The following is a 19,430-nucleotide window of genomic DNA, read 5'->3' as shown; positions in this document are numbered from 1 at the left end:
TCGCATGGCCAGGAAAGCAGCAGCCCGTTTCAAGCTGGAATCCTGCGGGGGGGGGCGGATCGGGCAATTCTTGGCCGGTGGCGATGTCAAGTCAATCGTAAAAACCAGCACGGACGGATGGCCTCTGGTCGCACCGCTGGCGCACGGCTGTCAATAGCAGTGATGCCACTTTTTAACAGAAATAGGCCGTTTGCGCTTGCTGCATATGCGCAAGCAGCTATTGAATCAGGAGTGGTGCTAGCGGTAATGCGGCAAGCGTTTTTGCAAAAAAGCCTCGATGCCTTCGCCGCCATTGGCATGGTGCAGGTTTCGCACGAAATGGTTGCGTTCGCTGTCGAGCTGCTGACTCAGGGTATTGGCCGGTGCGTCGTTGATCAGGTCTTTGATGCTGGCCAGCACATTCGGTGCGCGCGCGTTGAGCCGCGCGGCCAACACCAGCGCTTCACCGATCGCGTCGCCGGCAGCGGTAACGCGGTTGACCAGGCCCAGCGCGTGCAGCCGCCCGGCGCTGATGCGCTCCGCACCCATCAGCAGTTCGCTGGCCAGGGCGCGGGGCAGGGCGCGCGCCAGGCTCCAGCTGCCGCCGCCGTCGGGCGACAGCGCCACGCTGCTGTAGGACATCACGAACACGGCGTTGTCGGCGGCGACGATGAAGTCGCAGGCCAGCGCCAGCGAGAAGCCGGCACCGGCGGCTGCCCCTTCGACCGCCGCAATCACCGGCTTGGGGTAGGTGCGAATGGCCTCGATCCAGTTGTGCAGCGCCTCGATGCTCTGCGCCTGCACTTCGGGCGCCAGGTGCCGGTTGGTCTGCAGCCGCTGCAGGCTGCCGCCGGCGCAAAACATGCTGCCTTCGCCGGTGATCACCACGCTGCGGATTTCCGGGTTGTTCTCGGCGGCGTTCAGCGCCTCGATGCCTGCGGCGTACATGTCGGGGCCGAGTGCATTCTTGTGTTCCGGGTTGCTCAGCGTCAGGATGAGCGTGCCGCTTTCGCTGGTGCTTTTCAATGCGCCGGACATGTCAGTTTTCCTTGTGCATCAGGCTCAGGCCGATGGCGCCCCGGCGGCGCAGCCAGGGCGAGGGCCGGTAGCGCTGGTCGCCATAGACGGTCTGCAGGTTGAACAGCACTTCCAGCACATTGGTCGGCCCGTAGCGGTCGCCCATGGCCAGCGGCCCCATAGGGTAGCCCAGGCCCAGCGTGACGGCGGTCTCCAGGTCTTTCGGGCTGCAGATGCCCTGCTGGCAGATGTCGCTGGCAATGTTGACGATGGTGGCCACCACGCGCTGCGTCACAAAGCCACCACTGTCGCGGATCACGCTGACCGCCTTGCCGTCGCGCGCAAACAGCGCATGGGCGGCATCGCGCATGTCGCTGCGCGTGGCCGGGTTGGTGGCCAGCACGCGGCGCTTGGTGGCGGCGTCATCGATCAGCATGTCGATGCCGACGGTGCGCGCCGGGTCCAGGCGCTCGACCACGGCGACCGTGGTGATGTCGAAACCGAGCGGCGCAACCAGCGTCAGCGCCTGCTGGGACGGCGACGCGCCGATCTCGATGTGGGCGCCGAGGTTTTTCAGCAATTGCAGCAGTTCCGGGCGACGCGACGCGCGGGGCGACACCCAGACCGGCGGCATTTGGGCCACCTCGGGAACGGGGGCTTCGGCAGGCACCTGGGCAACGCCGCCCTCGTAGCGGTAAAAGCCCTCGCCAGTCTTGCGTCCGAGCAGGACGCCCGCCAGGCGCTGCGCGGTGATGACGCTGGGGCGGTAACGGTCTTCCTCGTAATACTGGTGGTAAATGGATTCCATCACCGGATGCGACACATCGAGTCCGGTCAGGTCCATCAGCTCGAAGGGGCCGAGCCTGAAGCCGGCCTGGTCGCGCAGGATGCGGTCGATGGTGGCGAAATCGGCAATGCCTTCGCTGACGATGCGCAGCGCCTCGGTGCCGTAGCCGCGCCCGGCATGGTTGACGATGAAGCCCGGCGTGTCTTGCGCCTGCACCGGCGTATGGCCCATTTGGCGCGCATATTCGCTCAGCCCATGACAGGTAGCGGCGTCGGTTTTCAGGCCGGCAATGACTTCCACGACCTTCATCAGCGGCACCGGATTGAAAAAATGGTAGCCGGCAAAGCGGACCGGATGCTTGAGCCTGGCCGCCATCGCCGTGACGGACAGAGACGATGTGTTGCTGGCCAGCACGGTTTGCTCAGGCACGATGGCCTCCAGCTGGGCGAACAGCGCTTTCTTGATGTCCAGCCGCTCGACGATGGCTTCAATCACCAGATCGCAATCGGACAGGTCAGCGAGCGTGTCCGCGACCTGGACCCTGGCTTTGTGGCCCTCGGCGGTGTCGGCGCTGATGCGTCCTTTTTCGGTCATGCGGTCCCACTGGCTGCACAGCGCCTCGCGCGCTTTCTGCGCGGCGCCCGGCTGCGCATCCATCAGTCTGACCGTGCTGCCGGCCTGCGCGGCAATCTGGGCAATGCCTCGTCCCATGGCGCCTGTGCCCACGATGCCGACTGTTTGATAAAAAGTTGCTTGCATGGTGAACTCGCTGGCCAGGAAAAAAAGTTGTACGCCGGGCGTGGCAATGCAGGGGGCTAGCGCCTGACCTGCAGCGCGCCTGGATTGACGATATTCGTCGGCGTGCCCTTGATGAAATTGATGACATTGTCAAAGGCTGCGCCAAAGTACATCTCGTAGCTGTCCTGCTCGACATAGCCAATGTGCGGCGTGCAGATGCAGTTTTCCAGCCGCAAAAGGGCATGCCCCTGAAGGATGGGTTCGGATTCAAACACGTCGATCGCCGCCATGCCCGGACGGCCCCGGTTGAGTGCAGCAATCAGCGCTTCGGACTCAATCAGCTCGGCGCGCGATGTGTTGACCAGCAGCGCGCTCGGTTTCATGTGCGACATGTCTTCCAGCGTGACGATGCCGGTGGTTTCTTCTCCAAGCCGCAGGTGCAGGCTGAGCACGTCGCATTGTTTGAACAGCTCGATTTTGCTGGGCGCGAGTTCAAATCCGTCGGCCTGGGCGCGCTCGCGCGATGCCGGGCTGCCCCAGATGATCACCCGCATGCCAAACGCCCGGCCGTAGCCGGCCACGAGCTGGCCTGTCTTGCCGTAGCTCCAGATGCCCAGCGTCTTGCCCTTGAGCACGGTTCCGAGGCCAAAATTTGGCGGCATGGACGCCGATTTCAGCCCCGACTGCTGCCACGCGCCGTGCTTGAGATGCGAGACATACTGCGGAACCCGGCGCATGGCCGCCATGACCAGCGCCCAGGTCAGTTCCGCCGGTGCAACCGGTGAGCCTGTGCCTTCGGCCACCGCAATGCCGCGCTCCGTGCAGGCGGCCACATCCACATGGCTGCCGATCCGGCCAGTCTGCACGACGAGCTTGAGCTTGGGCAGTTTTTCAATCAGCTGGCGTGTCAGGTGCGTGCGCTCGCGGATCAGCACGATCACGTCTGCGTCTTTCAGCCGGACCGACAACTGGCCCGCGCCCTTGACGGTGTTGGTGTAGACCTTGGCCGGATAGGCTTCAAGCCTGGAGGCGCAAGCGAGCTTTCGCACCGCGTCTTGGTAATCATCAAGAATCACAATATTCATGCAGATATTGTGCCTTCAAGATTCCTGTTTTTTTGAAGATCAGCGGCTCGTACTCTGAATAGGACGCTTCCTGTTCACGTCAAGGTTCAAGGTGCTGGGGCTGGCAGCCTGGTTCTGCTTCATTGCAGTTGCCAGGCGTTTTTGCCTGGTGCTGGAAAAATCATCAATCGGCCATATTGGCTGCTGCTTGCAAGGCCATGCGATCTAGTTCCGCACAGACGTCGGCCATTCGCCCTGAAATGACCATGCGTCCTGCGCAATCGGGCCTGATGGCTGCGTCGGATTCGCGCACGACGCGCAGTGTGCTGCGGGCCGGTTCCGGTGACACCGCTAGACGGGGCGGCTCGGCCATTTCAGGGGGTATGTCAAAAATGGCGTCATTGCTTGCAGTGGCGGTGCAAGGCAGAAAAGACGATGGTGCTGCCCCGGCCGAGCGCTGAGTGATGGATGAAGCTGCGCTGTGCCCAAAAGAGTGCCTGATCCGGGTGATCCATGGCGCCAGCGCCTGAACCGGTGCCGTCCAGAAGGCTTGCATGGGGGCATGTGAAAAGCTGATGATTCTCATAAAGAACTCCAGTTGATAAAGTTTGGACACAGGCGTGGCAGGGTCTGCCAATAGAAAGGCGGATCGTTTTCAAAGGGAGGCAGTTTTGCTGCCGATACCGGGTAGCAGCAACGCGAGCAGGAGGCGCAGGAAGTCCGGCAGGATTAAATCGACAGCCTGCCGCGAATCAACCCGACGGCCAGGCCTTCAAGCTCGAAGGGTTCGCCGGGCTGGACCACGATAGGCTTGAAGTCGGGATTTTCGGACAGCAGTTCGATCAGGTGCTTGTTGCGGTGAAAGCGTTTGACGGTGACCTCGTCGCCGAGCCGGGCGACCACGATCTGTCCATTTTGGGCTTCCCTGGTCTGCTTCACGGCCAGCAAGTCACCGTCCATGATGCCCGCATCGCGCATGCTCATGCCACGCACCTTGAGCAGGTAATCGGGCTTCTGATCAAACAGAGAACTTTCGAAATGGTAGATATGTTCAATATGTTCCTGCGCAAGGATCGGGCTACCCGCTGCCACGCGGCCGACAAGTGGCAGGGCCAGCTGGGCAAGCCGCTCGGGCGGCATGACAAACGGGTCCATCCGCGACTCGTTCAAGGCCCGCAGGGCATCGGTTCGAAGTCGAATGCCTCGCGAAGTGCCACTGATGAGTTCGATGGCGCCTTTTTTGGCGAGCGCCTTCAAATGCTCTTCGGCTGCGTTAGGCGAACGAAAACCGAGCTGGGCCGCGATTTCTGCCCTCGTGGGAGGAGCGCCTGTCAGGGCGATGGCATTCTGGATTAATTCCAGGATTTGTGCCTGTCGGGCGGTTAGCTTGGGTCTGTCAGCAGGCAAAGCGGAAAAATCATTGAAAGTGCGCATAAGCTTTGACCTTGGATTAAAACGGGACATGCCTGAAATCAGCGCAATGGGAAAATTCAACAGGTCTGTATGAATAGCCAGTAGCTGTATTTTCATACAGCTTTTATTAAAAAGCAACCACATCTTATGAAGCGTCGCAAACTGGTCATTTTGGGAACCGGCGGAACCATTGCCGGGAAGGCTGCCCATGCCGCTGACAACATTGGCTACACGGCTGCACAGGTGGGAATTGACCAACTGCTTGCAGCCATTCCTGGACTGGCCGGAAGCGGCTTGATCGTCAGTGAACAGGTGAGTCAGATCGACAGCAAGGACATGAGCTTTGACGTGTGGGCGCAACTCGCGGCCCGCGTGCGCCATTTTCTTGCGGATGACGATGTCCAGGGCATTGTCATCACGCACGGCACCGACACGCTGGAGGAGACGGCTTATTTTCTGCAATCGGCATGCCAACCGACCAAGCCGGTGGTACTTACCTGCGCCATGCGTCCTGCCACCGCGCTGGCGCCCGATGGCCCGCAAAACGTGATGGATGCCGTGGCGGTCGCCCGGCATCCAGGGGCCTGCGGTGTCGTGGCCGTCTGCGCCGGAACGATACACAGTGCGCTTGATGTGCAAAAAGTGCATCCATACAAGCTCGACGCTTTCAGTTCCGGCGATGCCGGTCCCGTCGGCTATGTTGAGGAATGCAAGCTTAGATTGTTAAGAAATTGGCCTATTCCGCATGCTGGTATTGCGTCTATAGCTATTGAAAACATAGCAATCTGGCCCCGTGTCGAGATTGTCATGAGTTACGCTGGCGCGAGCGCGCTCATGGTTCAGGCACTGGTCGATCAGGGGGTGCGGGGGCTGGTGGTGGCCGGCACGGGCAACGGCACGATCCATGGGGACCTGCAAGCCGGTTTGCTCAATGCCCAGGCCGCCGGCGTGCGGGTCGTTCGTTCGACGCGTTGCCCTGATGGCCGTGTTTTGCCGTTGCCGGGCAATACGATCGCCGATTCGCAGGGGCTCAGTCCGGTCAAAGCGAGGATTGCGCTGATGCTTGATTTGGTCGCTAAAGACGCGCAGTTTTCAGCTGCCAGGCAGGCATAAAAAAAGCCATCCCGGGGGGATGGCTTGGGCCGGCTTTTGAACCTGTTCAGTCCGCCAGCGCTTTGATGGCTCTTTCGGTGATCTCTTCAACACTGCCCGTACCGCTGATGGCGCGGTATTTTGGCGCTTCGTCGGGTGCGGCTTCTGCCCAGTTGGAGTAATAGGCCACCAGCGGGCGAGTCTGGGCGCTGTACACCTCAAGCCGCTTGGCGACGGTTTCTTCCTTGTCGTCTTCACGCTGGATCAGCAGCTCGCCAGTCAGGTCGTCACGGCCCTCGATCTGGGGCGGGTTGTATTTGACATGGTAGGTGCGGCCCGACACGCTGTGCGAACGGCGTCCGCCCATGCGCTCGATGATGGCTTCAAACGGCACGTCTATTTCCAGCACGTAATCAATCTTCACGCCGGCAGCCTTCATCGCATCGGCCTGTGGAATGGTGCGGGGGAAGCCGTCGAACAGGAAACCCTGCGCGCAATCGGGCTGGGCAATGCGTTCTTTGACCAGGTTGATGATCAGGTCATCGCTGACCAGGCTGCCTGCATCCATGACTTTTTTGGCCTCAATGCCCAGCGAGGTTCCTGCCTTGACCGCAGCGCGAAGCATGTCGCCAGTGGAAATTTGCGGAATGCCGTATTTTTGGCAAATGAACGTGGCTTGTGTGCCTTTGCCCGCGCCAGGCGCGCCCAACAAAATAAGTCTCATGAAGGTCCTCGGATTATTATGAATTCTGCAAGCCAAACTGGAAATTTGACGGGCCGATGGGCCCACTTTCGCTTTGCGTCTTGTCCGGTTTTTGGCATTGGCCGCAGCCGGACTATTTTCCGGTCGAGGATAGCATGCACATTCCTGACGGCAGCTTACACAGACGCCGCCAGATACAGCTTTTAAGCTGTCAGACGCCGGACACGCTCCAGGTCTTCAGGCGTGTCCACTCCAGTGCCCGGCGCCTGATCGGTGATGTGAACGGCTATCCGGTAGCCATGCCACAAGGCACGCAACTGTTCGAGCGACTCAAGCTGCTCCATGGGCGCTTGGGGTAACTGGGGAAACCGGCGCAAAAATCCGACCCGGTAGGCATAGATTCCAACGTGACGCAGCGGCCTAGGAAACCCGCCTTGCTCCCACCATGCCTGGCCGGCCAGGTCGCGCGCAGCAGGAATTGGCGCACGGCTGAAGTACAGGGCCGTCTGCTGTGTGTCCAGTACCACCTTGACGACGTTGGGATTTAAAAAATCAGCCAGTTCATCGATAAAGTGAGCGGCTGTTCCCATAGCGCAATCGGGACGGCTATGAAGCAGGCGGGCCACCGCATCGACCAGGGCTGGGTCAATCAGCGGCTCGTCGCCCTGCACGTTGACCACGATATCGTCGTCCGCCAGTCCCAGCACATCGCAGGCTTCGGCAAGCCGATCGCTGCCGCTCGGGTGGTCGACACGGGTGAGTACCGCCTGGATGCCGAAAGCCTTGCATTGATCAATGATTTCCACGCTGTCAGCAGCAACGACGGTCTGCAGCGCACTGCTTTGCAGGGCGCGCTGCGCCACGCGCACGACCATGGGCAGGCCATTGATGTCTGCCAGTGGCTTGTTGGGAAGGCGGGTGGACGCCAGGCGCGCCGGTATCAGGACGGTGAAGCTCATGCCTGCTTACAGGTCAAGCTCTTCGTCGGTCAGCGGCCGCGCCTCGTTTTCCAGCATGACCGGGATGCCATCACGCACCGGATACGCCAGGCGGGCGCTGCGCGAAACGAGTTCATGCTTTTCGCGGTCGTATTCAAGATGACCCTTGGTCACGGGGCAGACCAGCAATTCAATAAGTTTGGTGTCCATGGCTTGATGGTAATTGAGAAAGCAGGGGCGTCAGCAGCGTATCCAGCGCGTCGAAGAACGCTGGCTCGGGCAGAAATTCGAGCGGGACTGCCAGCAGTTTCAACCCGGGCGGGGCTGGCAGGGCGAAAAGCTTGACCGCATCCTTTTCCGTGCATAAAACGGTTCGGTCTGAAAGCGCATCCAGGTCGCCCTTTTTGAAGTCATGATGATCGGGAAAAGTAAGAGTTTTTTCAAGCGTCAGCCCGCGCGCCGTGAGCATGTTGAAGAACGCCACGGGATTGGCGATGCCCGCAAGCGCCACCAGGGGCTGATGCTTCAATGATGTCAATGCCAGCCGGCTGCCATCGGCCGCCACCGCATGGTCGGCCAGTTGGCGCCGGGAGACGTAGCCTGCAAACGCGGCCTTCTGGCCGGTGTGCAGGACCAGGTCGATGCCTTCGCCCAAGCGACCGGGCCACGGCTCGCGCAGCGGTCCGGCGGGCAGCAGCCAGCCGTTTCCTGCGCCTTTGTCATCGAACACGGCAATTTCGATGTCGCGCTGCAAGGCATAGTGCTGCAGGCCGTCGTCGCACACGACAGCGGAGGTCGCCGGGTAAGCCGCTAGCAAATCGCGCAAGGCATCGGTTCGCCTGTTTGCTACAAAAATAGGAGCACCTGTCGCCCGCTGGATAAGCGCAGGCTCGTCACCAGACTCATAAATCGGGGTGTTCGGCCTGACTTCAAGGCTTTGCCGGCCGGCACGCCCGTAGCCGCGAGACACCACGCCGACACGCAAACCCTGTGCCTGGAAATGCCTGACCAGTGCTATTACCAGCGGTGTCTTGCCGGCGCCGCCCACCACGACATTGCCCACCACGATGACCGGCACGTCAAAGCGCTTGGACCAAAGAATGCCGCGCCGGTACAGTACCCGGCGTAATCTGACGAGCAGGCCGTGAACCTGCGCCACCGGCCAGAGCAGGCATGCCAGCCAGCCACGCCTGCGCCAGGCGCCTGTAAGGATATTTTTCACGCCGCTGCCATGTCGTACCGGAAGGTCAAGGCCCGTAGGCTTACCTGGCGCCTGACGGAGCCGTGCCCTGGGTGGCGAAGGTGATCTGCGTTAGCCCCTGGCGCCGCGCGGCTTCCATCACGGTGATCACGGCCTGGTGCGTGGCAGCAGCATCCGCGCTGATGATGATGACGCTGTCCTTCCCGGCCTTGGCGGCCTGGGTGAGCGCCGCGCCCAGCGGCTCGATTCCACGGCCATCGACCATGGTTTTGTTGACCATGTATCGGCCGTCGCTGCTGACGGCAACGATGACTTCTTTCGGATAGTCGCGCAGTTGCTCGGCGTCGGCGGCTGGGAGTTTGACCTGAAGCTCGGTGAATTTGCTGTAGGTGGTAGACAGCATCAAAAAGATGAGCACCACCAGCAGCACATCGATGAACGGAATCAGGTTGATTTCCGGCTCGGGGCGTGCATGCGGCCGAAAGTTCATTTGCGCAATCGGTTCAGATGGCGAACGAACTGCTCTGCCGCCAATTCCATCGACAGCAGGTAGCCATCCACCCGGGCACGGAAATAGCGCCAGAAGATCAGCGCCGGAATGGCCACCATGAGGCCGAAGGCGGTGTTGTACAGCGCGATTGATATTCCTTGTGCAAGCTGCGCCGGGTTCCCGCCGCCAGCGTTGCTGGCGTTGCCGGACTGGGCGCCAAAAATCTCGATCATGCCTATCACCGTGCCCAGCAGGCCGAGCAAGGGCGCTGCCGACGCAATGGTGGCCAGCGCGGCCAGGTAACGCTCCAGCTTGTGCGCCGCCTGCCGTCCCGCGCCTTCCAGCGTGGAGCGGAGATCGGCTTCGCTGATTCGGGGATTGGCGCCAAGGGCCCGCAACCCGCTGGCCAGCACCTCGCCAAGCAGTGAATTTTGCTCCAGCTTCAGCACCACGTCTGGCGGCGGAAGGGTGTTTCGCGAAACCACCATGGCTTCGCCGAGCAGCTTCGGAGGGGCGATCTTCATGGTTTTCAAGCTTGAAAACCGTTCAATGACCAGTGCCAGCGCAACGATGGAGCACGCCAGCAAAGGCCAGATGGGCCAGCCGGCTGCTTGTATGATCGAAAACAATGCGCATCTCCAGACAGATATTGGTGCTGGATTATGGCGCAGCTCCCGTGCGAAAAAGCTGCTTGCCGCTGCTTGATCCTGAATGTTTTGTATACCGGTTTCAACCGATGTAACGCACAAAATCTGTGGATAACTTTGTGGGTAAGTGAGTACCTAGACGGCCCAAACCCGCGCCAGAGCGTCGCTTTGACAGAACGATTAAAATATAGGCAGACTTTTTTCTTTTTAAATCAACAGGTTACGCGATTTTTCGGGGCTGTTCAAAGGGCGCCGCGTGTGCCTGCAGCCCCATTTCACCATCTGTGGAGTACTGGTTTTTCAAACATTCTGGAGATAGCTGTGGTTGATGCTTACTCAGCGCGTGAAAGGCTGCCTGCGCCCTTGGCTGGAGGGGGGGCTCGGGTCTGGCCGGTGGGATCATTGCTACGAGCCATCGCGGACAGCCTGGGAGCCCGATTCAATCCCGTGGCGGTTCAGGGCGAGCTTTCTGGCTTTTCACGCGCGCCCAGCGGGCACTGCTATTTTTCGCTCAAGGACGAGCAGGGGCAGGTCCGCTGTGCCATGTTCCGGCGGGCTTCAAGCCTGCTGGATTTTTCACCGCGCGATGGCCAGCTGGTCGAGTTGCGCGGCCGGCTGGGCGTGTACGAGCCCCGGGGCGAACTGCAACTGGTCGTTGAGTCCATGCAGCAGGCTGGCCAGGGCAGCCTGTTCGAGCAGTTCCTGCAACTCAAGGCCAAGCTTGAAGCCGAAGGGCTTTTCGCTACTATCCGAAAGCGCCCGCTGCCGGTGATGCCGCGCGCCATCGGCGTGGTGACCTCGCTGGGCGCCGCTGCGCTGCATGACGTGGTGACGGCTCTGCAGCGCCGGGCGCCGCACATTCCGGTGGTGCTCTATCCGGCCAGCGTGCAGGGGGCGCAAGCCGCCGGCGAACTGCGCGGCGCATTGCTCAAGGCCGCCGAGCGGCAGGCGACGGACCAGGTCGATGTGCTGCTGCTGGTTCGCGGCGGCGGTGCGATGGAGGATCTGTGGGCTTTCAACGATGAGTCGCTTGCCCGGGCCATCATTGCCTCACCCATGCCGGTGGTTTGCGGAGTGGGCCACGAAACGGATTTCACCATCGCCGACTTCTGCGCCGACGTGCGCGCTCCAACCCCCACGGCGGCAGCCGAGCTGTGTGCGCAACCGCAAACCGCGTGGCTGGCTGCGCTGGAGCAGGCTTTTTCGCGCCTGCAAAACGGCGTGGACCGGCAGATGCAGGCGGCCAGCCAGCGACTCGACCGGGCGGCGGCCCGCGCCAGTCAGCCTTCGCATCTGATCACGCGTCAGCATGGCCGCTTGGGCGGTATTGCCCAAAGCCTGGGCCATGCCATGCAGCTGGCGCTAAAACAGGAAAAGCATAAGCTGGAGAGCCTGAGCCGTGATTTGCCAAAGGTACTTGACGGCCGTTTGATGCACAGCCGGCACCGACTGGAACGCGCCCAATTGCGGCTTGACATGCTGGACCCGCAACTGGTGCTCCAGCGCGGCTATGCCTGGCTGGCCGACCTGGAGGGACATGCCATCACCAGCGTGAAAACCACCCATCCCGGCCAGCCGGTGCGCGCTACCCTTGCCGACGGGCAGGTCGATTTGACGGTCGCTGCACGGCGGCTGATTTAGTTTTTACAATGTCTTTTGCATATCAATCGACATCTCATCAACCCCACGAGGAAATATATGGAACACACGCTCCCTTCGCTGCCTTATGCCATGGACGCATTGGCTCCGCAATACAGCCAGGAAACCCTTGAGTATCATTACGGAAAACACCACAACGCCTACGTCACGAACCTCAACAACCTGCAAAAAGGCACTGAGTTTGAATCGATGACGCTCGAAGAGATCGTCAAGAAATCCAGTGGCGGCGTCTACAACAATGCGGCCCAAGTCTGGAACCACACGTTCTTCTGGAACTGCATGAAGCCCGCCGGTGGCGGCGAGCCGAGCGGTGCGCTGGCCGAAGCCATCAATGCAAAATTTGGCTCTTACGCCGCGTTCAAGGAAGCGTTTGTCAAGTCAGCCGTTAGTAATTTCGGTTCGGGCTGGACCTGGCTGGTGAAGAAAGCCGACGGCACCGTGGATATCGTCAATACCGGCGCCGCCGGCACCCCGCTGACCACGGGCGACAAGGCACTGCTGACGGTTGACGTATGGGAGCATGCTTACTACATCGACTACCGCAACCAGCGGCCCAAGTATGTCGAAACCTTCCTGTCCAGTTTGGTGAACTGGGAATTTGCCGAAAGCAACTTTGCCTGATAGCTGACGACTGATCCCGTTTAGCCATAAAAAGCCGACTTTTTAGTCGGCTTTTTGCTGTGCTGGATGCGCGCTGCTCAGCGCGGCACTTCAAACATCGGACCCGACAGCTTGCTGCCCTGTGTAATGCCTTTTTTGACAAACCATCCCTTGTTCATTTCCAGAACATAGCGAACCGGCTTGGCCGAACAGTGCGAATCAGTGGTTTCAGGTTTCATGTCTGCCGTGTTCACAATGGTGCCGTCATCGGCCACAAAGGCGGCCGTCAGAGGCAGCAGGGTGTTTTTCATCCAGAAGCACTGTACGCTGGCCTGCTCGAAAACGAAAAGCATGCCTTCATGCTGGGGCATGTTCTTGCGCTGCATCAAGCCGATCTGGCGCTCCTGCGGGGTTAGGGCCACCTGCGCATCAATCACATGCATGCCGGCGTTCAGCTTGACACGCTGGAGATTGAGTTGCGGCGCTTGCTGTGCGACTGTCCAGCCAGGCAGGAACAATGCCGTGGCCGCTGCCATGCAAACCATGAAGCGGGAGGCCTTTGCTGGCATTTTGAAAAAGCAGTTCTTGAACCCCATATGCACACCGTCGAAGTTTGTTCACAAGCATAAACACCGGCCGTTAAAAAGCCCGCACTAGGCGGGCATTTTGACTGAAGCGGAAAACCGTTTCCCTATTTTCAGCTTTTCTTGGCGGCGGCTTCTTTCTTGGCCATGGCAGCATCGGCTTTTGCCTTCTTGGCGGCAGCGGCTTTTTCCTTTTTAGCAGCGTTGGCGGCGGCTTTTTCTTCCTTGGTCATGGCCGCTGGCTTGGCTTTGGCAACTGGAGCAGAGGCAGCCGGGGTAGCGGCCACGGCAGGCGTCGCTGCAGTTGCTGGTGTTGCAGGCTTCGCCGGTGCGGCAGCAGGCGCTTGTGCATAGGCGCCGGCAGCAAAAAGGGTGGCAATCAGGGTGGCGAGAATCTTGTTCATTTGCATTTCCTTGGGAAATTGGTAACGTCAGTTATCGTTTGAAAACACCCCGAACCTTTCGGAGTCCTTCCCATAACGAAGCAGTTTTCATTGCGTTGACAGATGTTCAAAATATCTTTGCAAAAATTTTTGAGACTAGAATTTAAGCGGCCTTTACCTCAATTCCCTGAAGCAACGTGCCCATCGGGTGCGTCATCCAGGCTTACCGGAGACTTCAGTACATGTACCAGCACATCAAGGTGCCCGCTCAGGGCGAGAAAATCACCGTCAACGCAGACAATTCACTGAATGTGCCTGACGAGCCCATCATCCCGTTCATCGAGGGCGACGGCACGGGTGTCGATATTTCTCCGGTGATGCTGAAGGTGGTCGATGCCGCGGTTGCCAAGGCCTATGGCGGCAAGAGGAAAATCCAGTGGATGGAAGTGTTTGCCGGTGAAAAGGCCACCAAGGTTTATGGACCTGACGTATGGCTGCCTGAAGAAACGCTGCATGCCGTGAAGGACTATGTGGTGTCGATCAAGGGGCCGCTGACGACGCCCGTAGGTGGCGGCATACGCAGCCTGAATGTGGCGCTGCGCCAGGAACTGGACCTGTATGTCTGCCTGCGCCCCATCCAGTACTTTGCCGGCGTTCCGTCGCCGGTCAAGGAGCCGCAAAAGACCAACATGGTGATCTTTCGCGAAAATTCTGAAGATATCTATGCCGGCATTGAATTTGAATCAGGCAGCGACAAGGCCAAAAAGCTCATCAAGTTCTTGCAGGATGAACTCGGTGTCAAAAAGATCCGCTTTCCTGAAACCTCGGGCATTGGCATCAAGCCGGTGTCCAGCGAAGGCACCGAGCGCCTGATGCGCAAGGCGATCCAGTACGCCATCGACAACGACAAGTCCAGCGTGACCATCGTGCACAAGGGCAACATCATGAAGTTCACCGAAGGCGGCTTTCGCGACTGGGCCTATGCCCTGGCGCAGAAGGAGTTCGGTGCTGAAATGATCGACGGCGGCCCATGGTGCCAGTTCAAGAACCCAAAAACCGGCAAGGACATCGTCATCAAGGACGTGATCGCCGACGCCTTCCTTCAGCAAATCCTGCTGCGCCCGGCCGAGTACAGCGTGATTGCCACGCTCAACTTGAACGGCGACTACATTTCCGACGCGCTGGCGGCACAGGTCGGCGGCATCGGCATTGCACCGGGGGCCAATTTGAGCGACACGATCGCCATGTTCGAGGCTACGCACGGCACCGCGCCCAAATACGCCGGGAAGGATTACGTCAACCCCGGCTCCCTGATCCTGTCGGCCGAAATGATGCTGCGCCACATGGGCTGGCTTGAGGCCGCTGACCTCATCATCAGTTCGATGAAAAACTCGATTGCGTCCAAGAAGGTCACCTATGACTTTGCCCGCCTGATGGACGGCGCCACGCAGGTGAGCTGCTCGGGCTTTGGCCAGGTCATGATCGAGCACATGTAAGCGGGTTGTCCCGACAAACAATGCAGACCGCCCGGGAGCGATCCCGTGGCGGTTTTTTTATCCCAGTCAAACATGCAGATATGAAACCATCGTCTCATGCTTGAACCTTGTCCGCGCACCACCAATTGATTTGTCTGATGCAATGAACGGTACCGATGGCTAGAATGATTTCCATGGTAACAAAACCCCCCAAATCGCCGGCCCAGCCGCCAAGTCCTGCTGTCGTCAAGCCTGCCGATGTCAACGGCGGAGACTCGGTGGTGCTGGAACGCCGTCCGCAAAAAACTAAACCACCGCAAATGCACCAGGTTGTGTTGCTCAATGACGACTACACGCCCATGGAGTTCGTGGTGGTGGTCATACAGGAATTCTTCAACAAGGATCGCGAGACGGCGACCCAGATCATGCTCAAGATCCACCTCGACGGAAAAGGCATCTGCGGAGTTTTCTCCAGGGACGTCGCGGCCACCAAGGTGGATCAAGTGACCGAAGCCGCCCGGAAAAATGGTCATCCGCTGCAATGTGTCAGCGAGCCCATTGAATAACGGCAAAATCGGCCAATATCCTCTTAAGCGTCGAATAGACCAATAAAGTAGTTACCCAAGCAAGCCGAAAGGAAAATCTATGATTGCCCAGGAATTAGAAGTCAGCTTGCACATGGCCTTTGTCGAGGCACGCCAGCAACGCCACGAGTTCATCACCGTCGAACACCTGCTGTTGGCCTTGCTGGACAACCCCAGTGCCGCTGAAGTGCTGCGCGCCTGCTCAGCCAACGTGGATGACTTGCGCAAGTCGCTTGCCAATTTCATCAAGGACAACACGCCGCAGGTGGCCGGCAGCGATGATGTCGATACGCAGCCCACGCTCGGTTTCCAGCGAGTGATCCAGCGCGCCATCATGCATGTGCAGTCCACCGGCAGCGGCAAGAAGGAAGTGACCGGCGCGAATGTGCTGGTCGCCATTTTTGGCGAAAAAGACTCGCATGCGGTGTATTACCTGCACCAGCAGGGCGTCACGCGCCTTGACGTGGTTAATTTCATTGCCCACGGGATCAAGAAAAGCGATCCGCCCGAGCCGACGAAGACTGGCGAGAGCGCTGCCGAAAATGAAGAAGGTGGTGAAAAGAACGAGAAAGCCTCGCCACTAGAGCAATACACGGTCAACCTGAACCAGTTGGCCAAGGAAGGCAAGATCGATCCGCTGATCGGTCGCCATTACGAGGTCGAACGCGTTATCCAAATTCTGTGCCGCCGCCGCAAGAACAACCCGCTGCTGGTGGGCGAGGCTGGTGTGGGCAAGACGGCGATTGCCGAGGGCCTGGCCTGGCGCATCACGCAAAAGGACGTGCCTGAAATCCTGGCAGAAGCGCAGGTCTACTCGCTCGACATGGGCGCGCTGTTGGCCGGCACCAAGTACCGCGGCGACTTCGAGCAGCGGCTCAAGGGCGTGCTCAAGTCGCTGAAGGACAAGCCCAACGGCGTTCTTTTCATCGACGAGATCCACACGCTGATCGGGGCTGGCGCTGCTTCGGGCGGCACGCTGGACGCGTCCAATTTGCTCAAGCCGGCGCTCAGTTCGGGCCAGCTCAAGTGCATCGGCGCCACCACCTTCACGGAATACCGTGGCATCTTCGAGAAAGACGCGGCCTTGTCGCGGCGCTTCCAGAAAGTCGATGTGGTCGAGCCGACAGTGCAGGAAACGGTCGATATCCTCAAGGGGCTGAAGTCGCGCTTTGAAGAGCACCATGGCGTCAAGTACGCGCTGGCTGCGCTACAGGCAGCTGCCGAACTCAGCGCCAAGTACATCAATGACCGCCACTTGCCCGACAAGGCGATCGACGTGATCGACGAGGCGGGCGCCGCTCAGCGCATTTTGCCGGCCAACAAGCGCAAGAAAACCATCACCAAGACCGAAGTCGAGGAAATCGTGGCCAAGATCGCCCGGATTCCGCCCGCCAACGTTTCGAACGATGACCGCGGCAAGCTCAAGACGCTGGAACGCGACCTGAAGAGCGTGGTGTTCGGCCAGGACAAGGCGCTTGACGTGCTGGCGTCCAGCGTCAAGATGGCGCGCTCGGGCCTTGGCAAGGAAGACAAGCCGATCGGTTCCTTTCTGTTCTCCGGCCCCACGGGCGTCGGCAAGACCGAAGCGGCCAAGCAACTCGCCTACATCATGGGCATCGAGCTGATCCGCTTTGACATGTCCGAGTACATGGAGCGCCATGCCGTGAGTCGCCTGATTGGCGCGCCTCCGGGTTATGTCGGGTTCGATCAGGGTGGCTTGCTGACCGAGGCGGTGACCAAGAAGCCGCATTGCGTGCTGCTGTTAGATGAAATCGAAAAGGCGCATCCGGACATCTTCAACGTGCTGCTGCAGGTCATGGACCACGGCACGCTGACGGACAACAACGGACGCAAGGCCGATTTCCGCAACGTGATCATCGTCATGACGACCAATGCCGGCGCCGAGACGATGAACAAGGCAACCATCGGCTTCACCAATCCGCGCGAAGCCGGCGACGAAATGGCCGACATCAAGCGGCTGTTCACGCCCGAGTTCCGCAACCGCCTCGACGCGGTGGTGAGTTTCAAGGCGCTCGACGAAGTGGTCATCCTGCGCGTGGTGGACAAGTTCCTGCTGCAACTTGAGACCCAGCTGGCCGAGAAGAAGGTTGAGGTCACGTTCACCGACAAGCTGCGCAAGTACCTGGGCAAGAAGGGTTTTGATCCCCTCATGGGCGCGCGTCCGATGCAGCGGCTGATCCAGGACACGATCCGCCGCGCGCTGGCTGACGAGTTGCTGTTTGGCCGGCTGACCGAAGGCGGCCGCTTGACGGTGGACATGAAAATCACGACCGACGAAAAAGGCGTGGAAACCGGCGAAGTCGAGTTGGACATCCAGCCGCTGGCCAAGCGCGAAGGCCGCGCCAAGCCGGAGTCGGAAGCCGCCGAGGCGAGTTGATCATCTCAACCCAGCCGAATCCAGCCTGAACCGGCTGGCAGGCTCGAAAAGGCCGGTAGCATCTTGCTATCGGCCTTTTTGCATTACGCTATCAAAAAAATAGCTACTGGCGCCCGTGCTGACTGCGCAAAAGGCCTGTTTGACTTAAAAATCTTGGAAAAACCCCAGCCCATGGATTCCCACACCTTTCTCTGGCACGACTACGAAACCTTTGGCTTGAACACGCGCCGCGACCGGCCGGCGCAGTTTGCCGGCATTCGCACCGATGCCGAGCTCAACGAGATCGGCGAGCCACTGATGATCTTCTGCCAGCCGGCCAACGACTACCTGCCCGACCCGGAGTCGTGCGTGCTGACCGGCATCACGCCGCAGCATTGCCTGCAGCACGGCGTGCCCGAGCATGCGTTTGCCGCGCAAATCGAGCAGGTGCTGGCGCTGCCCGGCACGATTGGCGTGGGCTACAACACCATCCGGTTTGACGACGAGGTGACGCGCCACCTGTTCTGGCGCAATTTGATCGACCCGTATGGCCGCGAATGGCAAAACGGGTGCGGCCGCTGGGACTTGCTCGACGTGGTGCGCATGGCCTATGCGCTTCGCCCCGACGGGATTCAGTGGCCACTGAAGGAGGGCGGCAAGCCCAGCTTCAAGCTCGAAGACCTGGCGCGCGCCAATGGCCTGATGCATGAGGCCGCGCACGACGCTCTGTCGGATGTACGCGCCACGATAGCGCTGGCCCGGCTGATTCGCACGGCGCAGCCCAAGCTGTTCGATTTTTGCCTGGGGCTGCACAAGAAAACCCGGGTGCTGGCCGAACTGGGGCTGCCGGCAACGGCGCATCTGTCGCGGCCCTTTCTGCATGTCTCGGGCATGTTTTCGCCAGAGCGCGGCTGCCTGGCGCTGATGTTTCCGTTGGCGACGCATCCGACCAACAAGAACGAGATCCTGGCCTGGGACTTGGCGCACGACCCGAGCGAGTTGCCGCTGCTCGACGTGGCCACGCTGCGCCTGCGGCTGTTCAGCAAGTCGGCCGACCTGCCCGAAGGCGTGCAGCGCCTGCCGATCAAGTCGGTGCACCTGAACAAGTCGCCCATGGTCGTACGTAATCTACAAACTTTAACGTCCACCATGGCGGCGCACTGGGGCGTGGACAAGGAACAGGCATTGCGCCACGCCGAAATCGCCGCCGGCCTGCCCGACATGAGCGCGCTCTGGTCCGAGGTGTTCCAGCGCCCGGCGCCGGACACGCCCGATGTGGATGAAAACCTGTATGGCGGCTTCATCGGCAATGATGACCGCCGCCGGCTGAACCAGCTGCGCGAGATGTCCGCCGCTGAGCTGGCGCACAGCCGCATGGGGTTTGACGACGAGCGCCTGCCCGAGCTGGTGTTTCGCTACCGTGCCCGGAATTTTCTGCAAACCCTGAGTCCGGAAGATTTTGAGCGCTGGGAAGCGCACCGGGCCGCGCGGCTGCTCGAAGGCGAGGGCGGTGCGCGCAACGTCGATGCGCTGTTTGCAGAGATCGATGCCCTGGCCGAAACCGCCGACGAGCGGGCCGAGGCGATTCTGGGCGCCTTGTATGACTATGCCGAGTCGATCGCACCGGAACTCTAGAAAATCCGTATTTGCTATTTTATTGATAGCTTGAAACGCCCGTAGAATATGCGCAATCGGCCTA

The 19,430-nt window shown here is 60.1% G+C and carries 21 protein-coding genes; 8 read left to right on the top strand and 13 right to left on the bottom strand.

Features of this window, described 5'->3' with window-relative positions; all coding sequences use genetic code 11:
• Window positions 1-237: 237 nt before the first annotated feature.
• The 5 genes from ACP7AD_RS08930 to lexA all read right to left on the bottom strand — a co-directional run bounded on the left by ACP7AD_RS08930 (window position 238) and on the right by lexA (window position 5,019).
• Window positions 238-1,017: an oxepin-CoA hydrolase, alternative type gene (locus ACP7AD_RS08930; RefSeq protein ID WP_426146278.1), complete on the bottom strand. Its 780-nt coding sequence runs from the start codon at window positions 1,015-1,017 to the stop codon at window positions 238-240.
• Window position 1,018: 1 nt separating this feature from the next.
• Window positions 1,019-2,542 carry a 3-hydroxyacyl-CoA dehydrogenase gene (locus ACP7AD_RS08925; RefSeq protein ID WP_426146279.1) on the bottom strand — a complete coding sequence of 508 codons (1,524 nt, stop codon included), beginning with the start codon at window positions 2,540-2,542 and terminating at the stop codon, window positions 1,019-1,021.
• Between the two features lie 56 nt (window positions 2,543-2,598).
• Complete coding sequence (locus tag ACP7AD_RS08920) at window positions 2,599-3,606, bottom strand: D-2-hydroxyacid dehydrogenase family protein (RefSeq protein ID WP_426146280.1); 1,008 nt, start codon at window positions 3,604-3,606, stop codon at window positions 2,599-2,601.
• A 163-nt stretch (window positions 3,607-3,769) separates the two neighbouring features.
• Window positions 3,770-4,171, bottom strand: a complete 402-nt coding sequence (locus ACP7AD_RS08915) for a hypothetical protein (protein WP_426146281.1) — start codon at window positions 4,169-4,171, stop codon at window positions 3,770-3,772.
• Window positions 4,172-4,314: 143 nt separating this feature from the next.
• Window positions 4,315-5,019 (bottom strand): transcriptional repressor LexA, encoded by a 705-nt coding sequence (gene lexA, locus ACP7AD_RS08910; protein ID WP_426146342.1) that lies wholly within the window; start codon window positions 5,017-5,019, stop codon window positions 4,315-4,317.
• Between the two features lie 126 nt (window positions 5,020-5,145).
• Here lexA and ACP7AD_RS08905 point away from each other — a divergent pair, with 126 nt between their 5' ends.
• Entirely contained in the window at window positions 5,146-6,111 is a 966-nt protein-coding gene (locus ACP7AD_RS08905; RefSeq protein WP_426146282.1) for an asparaginase, read from the top strand.
• A 46-nt stretch (window positions 6,112-6,157) separates the two neighbouring features.
• Here ACP7AD_RS08905 and adk read toward each other — a convergent pair whose 3' ends face one another.
• The 6 genes from adk to ACP7AD_RS08875 all read right to left on the bottom strand — a co-directional run bounded on the left by adk (window position 6,158) and on the right by ACP7AD_RS08875 (window position 9,946).
• Entirely contained in the window at window positions 6,158-6,814 is a 657-nt protein-coding gene (gene adk / locus ACP7AD_RS08900) for an adenylate kinase (RefSeq protein WP_426146284.1), read from the bottom strand.
• 182 nt (window positions 6,815-6,996) lie between these two features.
• Window positions 6,997-7,752, bottom strand: a complete 756-nt coding sequence (gene kdsB / locus ACP7AD_RS08895; protein ID WP_426146285.1) for a 3-deoxy-manno-octulosonate cytidylyltransferase — start codon at window positions 7,750-7,752, stop codon at window positions 6,997-6,999.
• Between the two features lie 6 nt (window positions 7,753-7,758).
• Window positions 7,759-7,941 carry a Trm112 family protein gene (locus tag ACP7AD_RS08890; protein WP_426146287.1) on the bottom strand — a complete coding sequence of 61 codons (183 nt, stop codon included), beginning with the start codon at window positions 7,939-7,941 and terminating at the stop codon, window positions 7,759-7,761.
• The gene (gene lpxK, locus ACP7AD_RS08885; protein WP_426146289.1) at window positions 7,922-8,953 is read right to left on the bottom strand and encodes a tetraacyldisaccharide 4'-kinase; all 1,032 of its coding nucleotides are present in this window, start codon (window positions 8,951-8,953) and stop codon (window positions 7,922-7,924) included. The genes ACP7AD_RS08890 and lpxK overlap by 20 nt, the downstream gene beginning before the upstream one ends.
• 40 nt (window positions 8,954-8,993) lie before the next feature.
• Window positions 8,994-9,422, bottom strand: a complete 429-nt coding sequence (locus ACP7AD_RS08880) for an ExbD/TolR family protein (RefSeq protein ID WP_426146291.1) — start codon at window positions 9,420-9,422, stop codon at window positions 8,994-8,996.
• Window positions 9,419-9,946 (bottom strand): MotA/TolQ/ExbB proton channel family protein, encoded by a 528-nt coding sequence (locus ACP7AD_RS08875; protein WP_426146292.1) that lies wholly within the window; start codon window positions 9,944-9,946, stop codon window positions 9,419-9,421. Before ACP7AD_RS08875 ends, ACP7AD_RS08880 begins: the two co-directional genes overlap by 4 nt.
• On the opposite strand from ACP7AD_RS08875, the gene ACP7AD_RS08870 reads away from it, so the two are divergent.
• The 3 genes from ACP7AD_RS08870 to ACP7AD_RS08860 all read left to right on the top strand — a co-directional run bounded on the left by ACP7AD_RS08870 (window position 9,945) and on the right by ACP7AD_RS08860 (window position 12,349).
• Window positions 9,945-10,127: a hypothetical protein gene (locus ACP7AD_RS08870; protein WP_426146293.1), complete on the top strand. Its 183-nt coding sequence runs from the start codon at window positions 9,945-9,947 to the stop codon at window positions 10,125-10,127. The genes ACP7AD_RS08875 and ACP7AD_RS08870 overlap by 2 nt on opposite strands.
• 263 nt (window positions 10,128-10,390) lie before the next feature.
• Complete coding sequence (gene xseA / locus ACP7AD_RS08865) at window positions 10,391-11,710, top strand: exodeoxyribonuclease VII large subunit (protein WP_426146295.1); 1,320 nt, start codon at window positions 10,391-10,393, stop codon at window positions 11,708-11,710.
• Window positions 11,711-11,767: 57 nt separating this feature from the next.
• The gene (locus ACP7AD_RS08860) at window positions 11,768-12,349 is read left to right on the top strand and encodes a superoxide dismutase (protein WP_426146297.1); all 582 of its coding nucleotides are present in this window, start codon (window positions 11,768-11,770) and stop codon (window positions 12,347-12,349) included.
• Window positions 12,350-12,426: 77 nt separating this feature from the next.
• On the opposite strand, the gene ACP7AD_RS08855 is transcribed toward ACP7AD_RS08860, so the two are convergent.
• A complete protein-coding gene (locus ACP7AD_RS08855; RefSeq protein ID WP_426146344.1) occupies window positions 12,427-12,873 on the bottom strand; it encodes a DUF192 domain-containing protein in 447 nt (148 codons plus the stop codon).
• A 152-nt stretch (window positions 12,874-13,025) separates the two neighbouring features.
• On the bottom strand, window positions 13,026-13,316 hold the full coding sequence (locus tag ACP7AD_RS08850) for a hypothetical protein (protein ID WP_426146298.1): 291 nt from the start codon (window positions 13,314-13,316) through the stop codon (window positions 13,026-13,028).
• 221 nt (window positions 13,317-13,537) lie between these two features.
• On the opposite strand from ACP7AD_RS08850, the gene icd reads away from it, so the two are divergent.
• The 4 genes from icd to sbcB all read left to right on the top strand — a co-directional run bounded on the left by icd (window position 13,538) and on the right by sbcB (window position 19,366).
• Window positions 13,538-14,791, top strand: coding sequence for an NADP-dependent isocitrate dehydrogenase (gene icd / locus ACP7AD_RS08845; protein ID WP_426146300.1), 1,254 nt, complete (start codon window positions 13,538-13,540; stop codon window positions 14,789-14,791).
• Window positions 14,792-14,964: 173 nt separating this feature from the next.
• On the top strand, window positions 14,965-15,336 hold the full coding sequence (gene clpS, locus ACP7AD_RS08840) for an ATP-dependent Clp protease adapter ClpS (RefSeq protein ID WP_426146301.1): 372 nt from the start codon (window positions 14,965-14,967) through the stop codon (window positions 15,334-15,336).
• 79 nt (window positions 15,337-15,415) lie between these two features.
• On the top strand, window positions 15,416-17,752 hold the full coding sequence (gene clpA / locus ACP7AD_RS08835) for an ATP-dependent Clp protease ATP-binding subunit ClpA (protein WP_426146303.1): 2,337 nt from the start codon (window positions 15,416-15,418) through the stop codon (window positions 17,750-17,752).
• 171 nt (window positions 17,753-17,923) lie between these two features.
• Window positions 17,924-19,366 (top strand): exodeoxyribonuclease I, encoded by a 1,443-nt coding sequence (sbcB, locus tag ACP7AD_RS08830; RefSeq protein WP_426146305.1) that lies wholly within the window; start codon window positions 17,924-17,926, stop codon window positions 19,364-19,366.
• Window positions 19,367-19,430: the final 64 nt, after the last annotated feature.

The sequence above is a fragment of the Polaromonas sp. DSP2-3-2b2 genome (assembly GCF_049895905.1).
Classification (GTDB): domain Bacteria; phylum Pseudomonadota; class Gammaproteobacteria; order Burkholderiales; family Burkholderiaceae_C; genus Polaromonas.
Note: the sequence above shows the minus strand (reverse complement) of the source record. Positions and strands in the feature narration are given on the sequence as shown.

Excerpts from the sequence above, each read along its gene's own strand:
- sbcB (WP_426146305.1), top strand. The coding sequence starts at position 17,924 with ATGGATTCCCACACCTTTCTCTGGCACGACTACGAAACCTTTGGCTTG.
- ACP7AD_RS08880 (WP_426146291.1), bottom strand. The coding sequence starts at position 9,422 with ATGAACTTTCGGCCGCATGCACGCCCCGAGCCGGAAATCAACCTGATT.
- ACP7AD_RS08875 (WP_426146292.1), bottom strand. The coding sequence starts at position 9,946 with ATGAAGATCGCCCCTCCGAAGCTGCTCGGCGAAGCCATGGTGGTTTCG.
- ACP7AD_RS08890 (WP_426146287.1), bottom strand. The coding sequence starts at position 7,941 with ATGGACACCAAACTTATTGAATTGCTGGTCTGCCCCGTGACCAAGGGT.
- ACP7AD_RS08850 (WP_426146298.1), bottom strand. The coding sequence starts at position 13,316 with ATGAACAAGATTCTCGCCACCCTGATTGCCACCCTTTTTGCTGCCGGC.
- ACP7AD_RS08905 (WP_426146282.1), top strand. The coding sequence starts at position 5,146 with ATGAAGCGTCGCAAACTGGTCATTTTGGGAACCGGCGGAACCATTGCC.
- ACP7AD_RS08920 (WP_426146280.1), bottom strand. The coding sequence starts at position 3,606 with ATGAATATTGTGATTCTTGATGATTACCAAGACGCGGTGCGAAAGCTC.
- ACP7AD_RS08860 (WP_426146297.1), top strand. The coding sequence starts at position 11,768 with ATGGAACACACGCTCCCTTCGCTGCCTTATGCCATGGACGCATTGGCT.
- clpS (WP_426146301.1), top strand. The coding sequence starts at position 14,965 with ATGGTAACAAAACCCCCCAAATCGCCGGCCCAGCCGCCAAGTCCTGCT.
- ACP7AD_RS08925 (WP_426146279.1), bottom strand. The coding sequence starts at position 2,542 with ATGCAAGCAACTTTTTATCAAACAGTCGGCATCGTGGGCACAGGCGCC.
- adk (WP_426146284.1), bottom strand. The coding sequence starts at position 6,814 with ATGAGACTTATTTTGTTGGGCGCGCCTGGCGCGGGCAAAGGCACACAA.
- kdsB (WP_426146285.1), bottom strand. The coding sequence starts at position 7,752 with ATGAGCTTCACCGTCCTGATACCGGCGCGCCTGGCGTCCACCCGCCTT.
- lexA (WP_426146342.1), bottom strand. The coding sequence starts at position 5,019 with ATGCGCACTTTCAATGATTTTTCCGCTTTGCCTGCTGACAGACCCAAG.
- icd (WP_426146300.1), top strand. The coding sequence starts at position 13,538 with ATGTACCAGCACATCAAGGTGCCCGCTCAGGGCGAGAAAATCACCGTC.
- clpA (WP_426146303.1), top strand. The coding sequence starts at position 15,416 with ATGATTGCCCAGGAATTAGAAGTCAGCTTGCACATGGCCTTTGTCGAG.
- ACP7AD_RS08915 (WP_426146281.1), bottom strand. The coding sequence starts at position 4,171 with ATGAGAATCATCAGCTTTTCACATGCCCCCATGCAAGCCTTCTGGACG.
- ACP7AD_RS08930 (WP_426146278.1), bottom strand. The coding sequence starts at position 1,017 with ATGTCCGGCGCATTGAAAAGCACCAGCGAAAGCGGCACGCTCATCCTG.
- ACP7AD_RS08870 (WP_426146293.1), top strand. The coding sequence starts at position 9,945 with ATGGTTTTCAAGCTTGAAAACCGTTCAATGACCAGTGCCAGCGCAACG.
- ACP7AD_RS08855 (WP_426146344.1), bottom strand. The coding sequence starts at position 12,873 with ATGGTTTGCATGGCAGCGGCCACGGCATTGTTCCTGCCTGGCTGGACA.